General features: G+C 64.1%; 4 protein-coding genes. 2 read left to right on the forward strand and 2 right to left on the reverse strand.

Going from position 1 to position 13394, the window contains the following annotated elements; genetic code table 11:
- Positions 1-2 precede the first annotated feature (2 nt).
- On the reverse strand, positions 3-1199 hold the full coding sequence (locus tag IM816_RS04310) for a sterol desaturase family protein (RefSeq protein ID WP_250339911.1): 1197 nt from the start codon (positions 1197-1199) through the stop codon (positions 3-5).
- Between the two features lie 179 nt (positions 1200-1378).
- On the opposite strand from IM816_RS04310, the gene tldD reads away from it, so the two are divergent.
- Positions 1379-2818 carry a metalloprotease TldD gene (tldD, locus tag IM816_RS04315; RefSeq protein WP_425602610.1) on the forward strand — a complete coding sequence of 480 codons (1440 nt, stop codon included), beginning with the start codon at positions 1379-1381 and terminating at the stop codon, positions 2816-2818.
- A gap of 25 nt (positions 2819-2843) precedes the next feature.
- Here tldD and IM816_RS04320 read toward each other — a convergent pair whose 3' ends face one another.
- On the reverse strand, positions 2844-5336 hold the full coding sequence (locus IM816_RS04320) for a hypothetical protein (protein WP_250339912.1): 2493 nt from the start codon (positions 5334-5336) through the stop codon (positions 2844-2846).
- Between the two features lie 706 nt (positions 5337-6042).
- Between IM816_RS04320 and IM816_RS04325 the strand changes: the two genes are divergently transcribed.
- Positions 6043-12909: a beta-1,3-glucanase family protein gene (locus IM816_RS04325; RefSeq protein WP_250340696.1), complete on the forward strand. Its 6867-nt coding sequence runs from the start codon at positions 6043-6045 to the stop codon at positions 12907-12909.
- The last annotated feature ends 485 nt before the right edge of the window (positions 12910-13394 follow it).

The raw sequence follows: 13394 nt of genomic DNA on the forward strand, positions 1-13394 counted from the left end.
CGTCAGGGCTTCTGTCGGCGGAACGGGAACAGCTGCTGGCGGACGAATCCATCGGGCATGTAATCGCCGACCACCCCGTACTTTTCCGGAAAGCGCTTCGTCGACGTCACGGCGGTGCCAAACAGGTAGTCGATGAAGGCGTAATGGGCGGCGTAGTTCTTGTCGATTGCCTCGTCGTCCGACGCGTGATGCCAGTGGTGAAAGTCGGGCGTCACGATCACGTACTTCAGCGGGCCCCACGGAAGATGCACATTGGCGTGGTTGAACACCGCCTGGAAGCCCACGACGATGATGTACGCGTTCATTACCGCTTCGCTGAAACCGAGCACGTAGAGCGGTGCGAGCACGCATACGCGGGTGAAGATCAGTTCGAGCATGTGCTGGCGCGACCCCGCCAGCCAGTCCATGGTCTTCACGCTGTGATGTACGGCGTGGAAGCGCCAGAGGAAGGGCACCTCGTGGTAGGCGCGATGCGTCCAATACTGCGCGAGGTCAGCCACGAGGATGCACAGCAGCAACTGCGGCACGAAGTGGATACCCGCGACCATGCGCTGGAAATCGCTATCGACCATCCAGCCGAAGGCGTGGTGGATAAGGAAATTCACGATCAGCAGCGAGAGGCCGACGATGAAGTGATTCACCGCAAAGTGCTTCATGTCGGTCTGCCACTCGAAGCGAAAGACGCTCTGTCCGCGATACAGCGGAAACAGTTTTTCGATCACCACGAACAGAAGGGTGGACCCGAGCAGGTCGAGGATGAACCAGTCGAGGCCGATGTACGGCACGTGCTCGGGGAACTCGCCGACCGGCACGCGCGAGCCACCGAGGGCCACTGCGGCAATCACCATGACGAAGGCGGCGATGTTGAGGTTGCGCTGGCGGCCCAGGATCACGTTGGCCAGCGAAAGGCCTCCGGCGACGAGCAGGCCACCCAGGAGCACCTGGCGCATCACGTCGACAGAGTACTTGTGGCGCAGGTCGGGGGTGGTCAGGTACTGCGGAAAATGGAAGGCGAGGACGGCGAGCAGGCAAAGAAAACCCAGGGAAAGGGCGATCGCCGTGCTGACCATGGCCTTGCGCGGCGAAAGCTCCCCACTGCGATGAAGCAGATCGCGGGTCTCGTCCACCACCGCCTCGACGCGCCTTACCGGCGCCTGCGCGACCCGCTTGGCGAACGCCCGTTTGGTTCCCTTGCTCATGACCCCGTCCTTCCTCGTGAATGCTGGCCGCATCGTACGACAGCCCCGCCCGCTGGGGATGCTCTGAACAAGTTATCGCGAGAACTTGGTCAGAGCATCCCTGCGGGCCAACGAGGGTTTAAGCTGAGCCCTTTCGGCCCCACATCCGGGGTTCTCATCAATTTTTGCCGGCCAACCTGATGGATTCCCTGATCTCCCTCGCCGAACGTCGCTTGCTGACCCCGGGCGGCCTCGCTGCCAACGACCTGGATCGCGTGTTCTCGCAGTTGATGGGGCCCTCCATCGACGCCGCCGACCTGTATTTCCAGCATTCGCGCAGCGAGTCCTGGGTGCTGGAGGAAGGCATCGTGAAGGACGGCAGCCACTCCATCGAGCAGGGCGTGGGCGTGCGGGCCATCTCGGGCGAGAAGACCGGGTTCTCCTATTCCGACGAAATCGTGCTGCCGCAACTCCTGGAGGCGTCGCGTGCCGCCCGCGCCATCGCGCAGGGTGGTGCCGGGGCGGGCAAGCCGCTGTCGCTCGCGACCGGGCGCGGCCTCTATCCCGCCATCGATCCGGTCGAGAGCCTGCCGAACGAAGACAAGATCGCGTTGCTGCGCGAGGTAGACGCGTACGCGCGTTCGCGCGACCCCCGGGTCAAGCAGGTCGTGGTGAGCCTGGCGGCCACCATGGATACTATTCTCGTCGCGGCGTCCGACGGCACGCTGGCCGCTGACGTGCGTCCGCTGGTCCGCTTGAACGTGCAGGTCATCGCCGAACAGAACGGCCGCCGCGAACAAGGCCATGCCGGCGGCGGTGGACGCTACGGTTACCGCGAACTCATCGACAACGGACGCGCCCAGGCCTTCGCCGAGGAAGCCGTGCGGCAGGCGCTGGTGAACCTGGAGGCGATCGACGCGCCGGCCGGGAGCATGACCGTCGTGCTCGGTCCCGGCTGGCCCGGCATCCTGTTGCACGAAGCCATCGGGCATGGCCTGGAGGGCGACTTCAATCGCAAGGGCAGTTCCGCGTTCGCGGGGCGCATCGGCCAGCGCGTGGCGGCGGAAGGCGTCACTGTAGTCGACGACGGCACATTGCCCGGTCGCCGTGGCTCGCTGAGCATCGACGACGAGGGCACGCCGAGCGAATGCACCACGCTGATCGAGAACGGCATCCTCAAGGGTTACATGCAGGACAAGCTCAACGCGCGTCTGATGGGCGTCAAGTCTACGGGCAACGGTCGCCGTGAGTCGTTCGCCCAGCTGCCGATGCCGCGCATGACCAACACCTACATGCTCGCCGGCAACCGTGACCCGGAAGAAATCCTCCGTTCGGTCAAGCGCGGCCTTTATGCCGTGAACTTCGGCGGCGGCCAGGTGGACATCACCAACGGCAAGTTCGTCTTCTCTGCAGGCGAGGCGTACCTCATCGAAGACGGCAAGATCACCCGTCCGGTGAAGGGCGCTACGCTGGTTGGCTCCGGCCCCGACGTGCTCACGCGCGTGTCGATGATCGGCAACGACCTCGCACTCGACGAAGGCGTCGGCGTTTGCGGCAAGGATGGCCAGAGCGTGCCGGTGGGCGTGGGCCAGCCGACGCTGCGCGTGGACGGCATGACCGTGGGTGGCACCGCCGCGTGATGGACATCACGCGGCGTGCGCCGGGCTATTCCAGTACGAACCGGAATACATTGGCGACATGGTGGTCGCCGATGGTGGAGCCTCCTTCGCCGATGATCAGTCGTCGAATGGGGAAGCGAGACGTATGATCGAAGAGTTGCTCGACCTTCCAGCCTAATCTGGCGAAAGTCTCCGTCTGCGTGCCGTCGTCGCTATATGTCGTAATGAAGGCCGTGCGGACGTTGGACACGATGGCGACTTGGATGTGTGTCACCGGCTCGCCGACGATCTCGATTTGTACGCGCGCGGTATCCGCGACGTACAGCGAACCGCGGCTGATGTCTCCGGTCGGCGATCTATCTTGACCAATGCCTACAAATGGACCGAGCGCCGTGATTTTCACCGCGCCGCCGACGAACGAGATGGGCGTATTGATCGGCAATGCCCCGGTATAGATACCCGACTCCTTGAAATCCAACGCGACCCGGCTCCTGCCGGTGCGAGCCACATCCAAGAAGGCGGGGTCGGATGCATAGGATAGGCCGCCGCGCGTAAGTGTATAAATCACGGGCACGCGCTGACCAAGATAGCGCGCGAACTCGGTCACCGGAATCTCGAAGGTCATGCCGTCGGTCGCTGGCCGCGTGGTCGTGGTGTACTCGCCGATACTGACGCTTATGAGGTCGCCGGCCTGGAACGTGAGCCCTGCAGGAAGGCGGACGATGACGGTGTCGCCAATGGTTCCGATGTCCAGCTTGCCTGCGGCGCTGCCATCGATCGTGGGCGCAGTGAGATCGCGCAAACGAATGCCGACGTTGAACTCGGCGATCTCCGCATTGAACGTCTCGTCGTCTCGCTCGACGGTATACAGCACGGTGACCGTGCTGCCGACGTTCTTGTTGAGGAACGGTTCCTTCGGAACGAGGAAGGTCAAGGCGGAGCCAAGCGAGGTGAGAGTCTTCTTGTAAACGTTCCTGTCGATGCTGCCATACCAATAGAGCGTTATTCGATCGCCTGACTGCATGCCGGGATAGTTCACTATCACCCGCGTGCCCAGATTGTTGTCTATCTTCGCCGGATCGATGGTGTCGCCGTCCGCTTGCGAGATGATGGCTGCGGGCAGGACGGGTAGCGTGGGGTCGCGCAAGCGATAGGTTCGTTCGGGTGCCTGGATCGATTGCACCGGCTTTCCCTTTCCGGGCGCGCCACTGTAAACGAGCAACTTGTAGGTGAAGGTGACGGTACTCCCGTTGAGCGCGTTGATTTCGTTGCTGAGAATGTCGAAGCGTAGCGGGAAGGTGCTGGTCGCGGTGATGTCGATGTCCCCTTCGGACATGATCGTCGTGCCGTCCGTGGCGGTGCCGTGCATGAGGTAGCGAACTCGCGTGCCCGGTTTCATCAGCGGGCTGTAGGGAATGGCGAGCGTGGCCTTGCCCGCGACCAGCACCTTTTCCGGGTCGAGGCTGTCGCCTTCCGCTTCGAGGATGTCAGGCGCCACGAGGGACGCCGGCTTGCCGACGATCGAGAAGTTGAAACGATCGGACATCGTCACCGCATCGCCGCGCTTCCTCTCGTACCACACGGCGGCATCGCCTCCCATCAGTGACGCCAGTACGTCGTTCGGAAGTGTGGTGCGACTGAACGTCTGCGCGGCGGTGACCTCCGGCCCGGTGTATTCGATCGGAAGACCGTCCGCCGTCGTGCCTGCCAGATGCACGATGATCACGTCGCCCCGCTCCAGCGGCGCGATGGTCATCCTGGCCGGTGCCCCAAGCAGCGCGTCCACGTCCAGTACATAGTCACCCTCGATCAGCGTCACCTGGGAAATCGTCGGCGGGTTCAGGGGCGATGCGCCTGCTACGTTTACGTTAGTGGAGGGCGACATGGCCATGTCGCCCGAATCGTCCTTGACGGTGTAGCTCACGTTGATGCCCTGGCCCGTGCCTCCCGCGTCGATGAGCGCTCGTGCGATGGCAATGTCGACCGGGCCGCCAACGTCGCTTGCGGTAATGACGCGCGAGACTTCGTTGCCGGCGGCGCCCCAGCGAGTCGTAATGGTGTCGCCGGCTCGCATGTTGGCGTAGGTATCGATGCTGACCGTGGCCCCCGCCGTCGTTGGGGTGATCGCGGTGGGCGATACGCGTGGTGTCGCAAGGGAGTTTGTTCCATCCGGGGCGATGCCGGGTCGATCGAGCCAGATGGCGACCTGGGTGGTCGTCGAGGCAACGGAGGTGCCCTCCCTGAGGACGTCCACGACGAAGTCGTGAATGCCGCTACCCAGCGCGGCAAGCGCTTTGCCGGCGATATAGAACGACACGGTCTTCTCGACGCCGGCCGCGGTTTGTGGCGTCTCGGCGATGCCAACGGTGCGCCTGCCAGGTGCGAATAGCACCACGCTGTCGCCTGCTTCGAAATCCCAGGGGCCGACGGTGACGAGCGTCGGACGGTCCGGAGGGTTGAGAAGATCGTCGTACCCCAGGGCGCCGTCGGCGGCGTCGCGGAAGACGGCTGTCGGCTGCGAGGTGGTCTGGCTGTTCATGGGCGTGCATTCCTTGCGTGGTGCCGGTCCTGCCGGTCAGGGTCGTGGTCCTTGACCAACGTATGCGATGTATCGCCGCACTCCGATAGGCCCTTCGGCGTAGGAGCTACGCGGATTCGGTGTCTGCACTGCGGCGCGCTTGATCTCCGCAGCGAATCTCTTTCTCGCACGACGACGAGCGATGACACCGTTGTGGGAGCCGCCATGGCGGCGAGGGAAGGTTACTGGTGGGAGCTAGCCTGCTGGCGATGAGGGCTTGCCTCACGGCTACACCGCTTTGTTGGCTTCTCGCCGCCATGGCGGCTCCCACATGCGCTTCGTTGCTGCTCTTTGTTGTGAGGGGGGGGCTGGCGCATAAACCGGACGTGCGTCACGGAACGCGTGCGTATGGTCCGCGTTTTCGGCTGACTACCCCTATTTAGTATTGTGGCTGCCAATCGTCGGGCGGATGATCCGCCGCGACGGCGTATGGACGGCTAAACCCGGTTGAGCTGCAGGGGCTCGCACAGACCGGCATCAGGGTCGAACAGTCCACTCATCGCGATGACTCGAGGCAGGCTGGCGCCCGACGCCGGCTCCGTGTCGTTCGCGTCGCGAACTGCGCCGTTCCCACGTGGACCAGACAGGGGACCCCCGCCCAATGAAGCGATTACCCGCAGCACACCGGAGCGCACCTCCGCGAGCACGGCTTTCCGCCGTGCTCGCCATGGTGTTCCTTGGCGTGACCGCGACGGCCCAGGCCGTCACGCTTGCGCCATCGGACCGACAGGACATCAACCTCGGCGCTCAGCCCTGGAAGTACACCAAGCAGGCCATCGTCAATCCGAACGACCCGGTCGTCTACGCACCGGTGCCGAATGGCGACGACGGTGCCGCCGTCGGCTTCGACGACAGCAAGTGGCTCACGGTCGGCCTGCCGCACGCGGCCAACGATTTCACGACCTTCATCAACCAGGAGTCCGGCGGCGGCCAGGGCAGCCTCGATGGCGAGACGAGCTGGTATCGCACCAGGCTCGCCGATTCCGCGTCGTACCGTGGCAAGAAGGTCATGGTGGAGTTCGAAGGTGCGCACACGGGCGATCGCGTGTACGTCAACGGCCGGTTCATCCCCGGCACGGGCGTGTTGAACCAGCCCGGCAAGCCGGATGCGCAGGCCACACACGTGATCGGCTTCCTGCCACACATCGTGGACCTGACCCCTTACCTGAAATTCGATGGCACCGATGTGCTGGCGGTGAAGGTCAGCCGTAGTGGCGGTGGGTTCTTCGAGGATCCTGGCTTCTCCGGTTCGTTCCGCTTCGGTCAAGCCGAAGCCGGCATCTTCCGCCCGGTCAAGCTGCACGTGACCAACCTCGTGCACATTCCCGAGAACGTGTACGCGGGCCAGAACACCTGGGGCACGTACGTGGGCACGCAGGCGCTCAGTGCGGATCACAAGCAGGCCACCATCCGCGTGCAGACCAACGTCGTCAACGAAACGACGGCACCGCAGGCGGTCACGTTGACGACGCAGATCGTCGATGCCGACGGCAACCTCGTGGCGAGCGATCAGAAGCAGGCGACGCTGGCGCCCGGTGTGGTTCCCGGCGATCAGAACCCCGTCTTCGACGAGACGCTGACGGTGGCCAACCCGACGCTCTGGTATCCGAACAACAGCGTCGACGGCAAGCCGTATCTCTACCGCGTGCTGCATACGGTCAGCATCGACGGCACGGTGGTGGATGCGAAGCAGAGCACGCTCGGCATCCGCACCATCACCTGGGACAAGGACTTCCCGTACGTCAACGGCAAGAAGCAATACATGTGGGGCGGCTCGGGTCGCTATGACTATCCGGGCCTCGGTTCCTCGGTGCCCGAAGAGCAGCAGTGGCGCGATCTGAAACAGATGGCGGCGGCGGGCGGCAACCTCTGGCGTCCGGGTCATTCGCCGTCGAGCCCCGAGTTCGTCGAAGCGGCGGACGCGCTGGGCGTGTTCATCGTGCAGCCCAGCGGCGACGGCGAGAACGGCTTTGCGAATGCCTGCGCGGCAGGCGACCAGGCTTGCGCGGACATGTGGACGATCAAGCGCGAGGTCCACCGCGACATCGTGATCCGCGATCGCAGCCACCCGTCGATCCTTGCGTGGGAACACAACAACGGTGCGATGAATACCGCCTTTGCGCAGGAGCTTCGTGCGCTGGCCCGGAGTTGGGACAGCATCGCGCCGCGTGCCGCGGCCGACCGTACGCCCAACGCCGCCAACGGCGACATCCTGAGCTGCTCCAAGGCCGGCTGCGAGACCTATCTGCACTCTACCGAATACCCGAACAAGCCCGCATGGGGCGCTGAGTATTGGGGCCCCGGCACGTTGCGTCACTCGTACGATTACGAACTGGCCTTCGCGCTCAACTACCTCGTGCCGTATTCGCAAGCGCGCAAGGTGGGCACCTTTGGCATGGCGCAGTGGTATTTCGCGGATACGCCTGGAGAGACCATCGAGCTTGTCGAGGGTCTGGAAGACGCCACGCACTGGGTCTACCAGCGCAACCCCGACGGCAGTATTGCCACGCGTGCCGACGGCACACCGATCAAGGGCTTCCGCCACAATGCGCGTGGCAACAACGCGTCGATGACGGACGCGAATCGGTTCCCGCGCATGCTGTATTACATCTACGAGTCCGTGTGGGTGCCGTACGAGCTGCGCCCCGTCGTGAAGCTCGCGCACCATTGGAACCGCGGCGGCGACGTGCAGGTCAATGCGTTCAGCAATTGCCCCAAGGTTCGCCTGCTCATCAACGGTGTGCCGCAGGGTAACGATCAGGTGCCGAACACCTGGGACACCATCGACGAGGCCTCATACAACCTCGAAAACGGCGATACCGATCACCTCACCGGCAAGATCGTCGGTGCCGATCAGGCGCAGAAGACGACGAAGCTTCCGGGTCAGGTGCATTGGAACGTGACCTGGCAGGCCGGCACAGCGACTGCCCAGTGCCTCGACAATCTCGGCAACGTGCGCACGGATGCCAACGGCAATCCGGTCGCCGATACGCTCACCACCGCCGGCCCGGCGCATCACATCGAGCTGGAAGTGGTGAATACGGCCGACCCGATCGTCAAGCCCGACGGCACCGCGTTCCGCATCACCGCGAACGGCTCGGACGCTGCGTTCATCGTTGCGAAGGTGGTCGATGCGCAGGGCGTGGTCGTACCGGATGCGGCGCAGAAGGTGACCTTCGACGTCGACAGCGGTGCCTCGCTGGTGACCTACAACGGCGGCACGCAGCAGTACGTCGATTACAGCGACGGCGAGACGCCCGATCCGAACGGCGGCATCGCCGAGCCGCACCATTACTACCATTCACCCGGTTCGCACGAACTGCAATTCGAAGGCGGCCTGCAGAAGATCGCCCTGCGTACGAAGTTCGACACCGGCACCGTGACGGTGAGTGCGTCGGCGGCAGGCCTGCTGCCCGGGCACGTCTCGTTCACCATTTCGCCGGTGCCGAAGGCGCCGACGCCGTCGGGTCCGCCCTCGGTCATTGCCGATCCGGTCGACGACAGCGTGACCGTGGGCGATACCGGACATTTCTCGGTGACAGCCTCGGGCGCACCGCCGCTCAGCTTCACCTGGAAGAAGAACGGCGTGGAGATTGCCGGGGCTACGGGGGCGAGCTACACCACGCCGGCCACGACGCTTGCCGACGACGGCTCGCGCTACTCGGTGGTCGTGCACGGCCAGGGTTCGGATCAGGAATCGGCACCCGCCACGCTTCACGTCTTCCCCTTCAAGCCCGTGGTGATCGCCACGCAGCCGCAGCCGCAGAACGTGGACGAAGGGCAGGTGGCGCACTTCGCCGTCGTGGCGTCGGGCTCGCCGAAGGTGCAGTACAAGTGGATGAAGGACGGTGTGGCGATTCCCAATGCCACCGGGCCGACCTACGACACACCGGTGCTTACGCAGGCCGATAGCGGCAAGAGCTACAGCGTGTTCGTCAGCAATAGCGGCAGCCAGCAGTTGTCGGACGCCGTTCGCCTTACCGTGAATGGCGCGCGCCCGCCGGTGTTTACCGGCGCGATGCCGGATGTGCGTGCGAACCCCGGTCAGCCGGCGACGTTCGACGTCTCCACGCTGGTCGCGGGCACGGCACCGTTCCACTACACGTGGTCGCACGGCGGACAGCCGGTCGGCGACGACCAACCGACGCTCACGATCGCCTCGGTGCAGCAGGCCGACGTCGGTACGTACAGCGTCACGGTGAGCAACATTACCGGCGATGCCGCGGCCGTTACCGCATCGGCGAAGCTTACGCTGGCGCCGCCGGGGGCAAACCTGGCCCGCGAAAAGCAGACGCTGTCGTCGGAGGTGGAAAATGCGCAGGGCACGGCCGCGTGGCAGGCGGTGGACGGCAATGAAGGTACGCGCTGGGGCTCCAAGATCGGTGACGACAATGCGTTCATCACCGTCGATCTCGGCGCTTCGCGCACCTTCAATCGCGTGGTGCTGAAGTGGGAGAACGCCCACGCTTCCGAGTACAAGATCCAGTACTCGGACGATCCGAACACCGGCTTCAAGGATGCGTACCACGCCGAGACCAGCAATGGCGGTACGGAGGACTTCACCTTCGACCACCCGGTTACCGGTCGCTATGTCCGCATGCAGGGCATCAAGCGCGCCACGGACTACGGTTACTCGTTGTACGAATTTGAGGTATACGACTCCGCGGGCTGCTGCGCGACGACCGATCGCTACACGACGACCGTCGGTTCGAACCTGGTGACCGACACGCTGAGCGGCTTGCAATGGGATCGCGTGCAGCGTGGCTTCACTGATCAAGGCGCGCAGTTCACGCAGTCTGTCGCGATCCAGACCTGCGCGAAGGACAGCATGCGTCTGCCGACCGTCGACGAAGCGCTTGCGATCAGCGGCCAGAACTACTCCACCGCCGCATTCCCGGGCGCATGGACGACCTGGACCGAAGGCACCGATCCGAGCGACTCGCAGTTCGCCTTCCAGGTGAATTCGCTCGGTGTGAAGAGTCGTGAAGTGGCGGAGAACAATCCGGGTCACGTGCTCTGCGTGAAGGGTGCGAAGGTCTTCGCGCCGGTCATCAGCGCACAGCCCACCAGCCAGAAGGCCGGTGTGGGTCGCTCCGCGCACTTCGCCGTCGCTGCCACCGGTACCGGCCCTCTGAGCTACGACTGGTACGGCGTCAGCAAGAACGCCGATGGTGTGGACGTTGAGTCGTTCCTCTCCAGCACGTCCGACGGCACCTATGCCACGCCGGCATTGACCACGGCCAACGACGGCACGCGCCTCCGGGTGAAGGTGGTGAGCGCACAGGGGCTTTCGACGACCAGCAGCGACGTCACGCTGGCCGTGGACACCTCCACCGATGGCTTCGATCCCGTGTTCGGCGCGCCGGTCGCCACCCAGCCGGGTAACGGCAATGGCAACGGCGGCGATGGCACCGGCAATCCGCCGAGTCCGGGCACGCCGGGCGATGGCAAGGGTGGCGTGAACATCGCGATCGGCGCGATCGCCTCGTCCTCGGTGGCCAGCGAGCGGGGCGATCTGGGTCCGTCGGCAGCCATCGATGGTGACTTCACCACGCGTTGGAGTTCGGCGCCGAAAGTCGATCCGGCGGATCTCGTGGTGAACTTCGGTACGCCGAAGACCTTCGACCACGTGATCATGCGCTGGGAAACCGCCTCGTCAGCCCAATACACGATCGACGTGTCGGACGACGGCAAGCAGTGGCGTACCGTGAAAGGCCCGATCGCAGGTAAGGGCGGCGTCGACATGCAGTCGTTCGCACCGCAGACGGCCCAGTTCGTGCGCATGAACAGCACGGCCCGCAACACCGACTACGGCAATTCGCTGTTCGAGTTCGAGGTGTACCAGGCAGCGGCGGTGCAACCGACGCAGCCGATCGTCGACCAGCCACCGCAGACTACACCGCAGCAGCCCGACACGACGGTGCCCGCTACGGGCAACCTCGCCCTCCACCGCACTGTGCTGGCTTCCGACAGCGAAAACCCGATCGCTTTCAAGCCGGAGAACGTGAACGATGGCGATGGCGGAACCCGCTGGTCCTCGGGCTTCACGGATGATCAGTGGATCCAGATCGATCTCGGCTCGGTGAAGACGATCGGCAAGGTAGTGCTCTCGTGGGAGAACGCGCATGCGCTGGCCTACCGCATCGATGTATCGATCGACGGCAAGACCTGGAACGTGGCGTACGACAACGAGAACGGGCAGGGCGGTGTGGAAACCGTGACCTTCCCGGCCGTCTCTGCCCAGTACGTGCGAATGACGGGCCTGAAGCGTTCCACGGCCTACGGCTATTCGCTGTGGGAAATGGGCGTCTATGCCGCTACCGACGATGGCACGGGCACGCCGCCGCAGAATCCGCAGGCGAACGATCCGGCTCAGGGTTTCAGCTACGAAACCTATCCGGGCTTTGTCGGCACGCAACTGCGCAACGTGACCAACGGCAAATGGCGCGACGACCAGATCTTCGTCGCCGTGATCGGCCGCGATCCAACGTCGCACGCGTTCTCGTGGGTGAAGCCGGACGGCACGCTCACGGCCGCCGCGGTGGAGGACAACGATGGCGCGGGGCACCTGACCAAGAACGGCCAGAACTATCCGAACTACTTCTTCACGCTGGCGCAGGCCAAGCTGCTCAAGCTGCCGAAGATGGATTCGGGCCGCATCTTCGTCTCGGTCGGTGAACCGATGTACATCAAGATCCTGAAGGCGGCCGACGGTTCGATCGGTTTCGCGGGCCCCAACCCGCTCAACGACACCGATCCGAACATCGGCGTGTACTACGACTGGTACGAGTTCACCTGGAACGACAACGCCATCTTCATCAACACGACGCAGGTCGATCAGTTCTCGATCCCGCTGTCGCTCGATGTGTATGGCGGCGACAAGTCCAGGCACGAGGCATCGGGCATCACACAGACGCGCGCGCAGATCTTTGCGCAGTACAACCAGGAAGTGCCGGCGGAGTTCCAGTTGGCCGAGGCCGATCCGATCCGCATCCTGGCGCCGGGCAAGGCGGCGTTCGACATCGGCAAGCCGCAGGAGCACTACTTCGACGACTACATCGACCAGTCGTGGACGTACTACCAGAACCACGTGTTGCAGATGACCATCGGCAACAAGCAGTTCGAGGGTACCGTGGTCGATGGCGTGCTGACCTTCACCCATACCAACTGGGCGGACACGCACGAGCCGGACGAACCGCAGGGGATGCTGTTCAAGGTGAGCAAGCCAAGCACGCAGGACGTGCTCGAAGGCAAGGGCGCACTGGCCCGGTCGAGCGATCCCTGGGGTGTCGAAGGCCAGCTCGAGGCGCAGATCTGCGCGGCGTTCAACCGTCACGTGATGGAAGACGTGACCCAGTGGAAGGATCCGAGCACGTTCTACACGCAGTCGCCAGCGAACTACTACTCGCGCTTCTGGCACCTGCATGGCGTGAACGGCAAGGCGTATGGCTTCGCCTATGACGATGTATCCGACCAGAGCTCGACGCTGATCGAGACGCAGCCGGAACATCTGGAGCTAGGCATCGGCTGGTAAGCCGTATCAGTGCGGAAACAACGAAGGGCGGTGGAGAAATCCACCGCCCTTTTTGTTCTTCGTGTATGTGCAGCAAGCCAACGGTTCGCCGCTGTTGTGGGAGCCGCCATGGCGGCGAGGGGAGCTCGCCGTGGAGGTTGGGTGGCGGAGGGGCTGGGCGATGGGGGATTCTGCATCGCCGCTCCGTTGGCTTCTCGCCGCCATGGCGGCTCCCACATGGGTTCTGTGGGCTTCTCGCCGTGACGGCTCCTGCATGTGTCGGTGCGAAGATCAAGCGGTGGCGCAGGTTCCGCTCATGTCGTTCTCACTGCCCCTGATCGCCAGCAGGCTGGCTCCCACCGCCAACACCGGCGACACAAGGAACACCGTGAGCACCAGGATGAGGCAGCCTGCTGGCATCACGGGCAGGTGCGCACCGGATCGGAGGAATCCTGCTCGGTGGGAGCCAGCCTGCTGGCGATGGGGATGACCCGATAGCCTGCAGG

It is taken from the genome of Luteibacter flocculans (assembly GCF_023612255.1).
Lineage (GTDB): Bacteria > Pseudomonadota > Gammaproteobacteria > Xanthomonadales > Rhodanobacteraceae > Luteibacter > Luteibacter flocculans.

Excerpts from the sequence above, each read along its gene's own strand:
- IM816_RS04310 (WP_250339911.1), bottom strand. The coding sequence starts at position 1,199 with ATGAGCAAGGGAACCAAACGGGCGTTCGCCAAGCGGGTCGCGCAGGCG.
- tldD (WP_425602610.1), top strand. The coding sequence starts at position 1,379 with ATGGATTCCCTGATCTCCCTCGCCGAACGTCGCTTGCTGACCCCGGGC.
- IM816_RS04320 (WP_250339912.1), bottom strand. The coding sequence starts at position 5,336 with ATGAACAGCCAGACCACCTCGCAGCCGACAGCCGTCTTCCGCGACGCC.
- IM816_RS04325 (WP_250340696.1), top strand. The coding sequence starts at position 6,043 with ATGGTGTTCCTTGGCGTGACCGCGACGGCCCAGGCCGTCACGCTTGCG.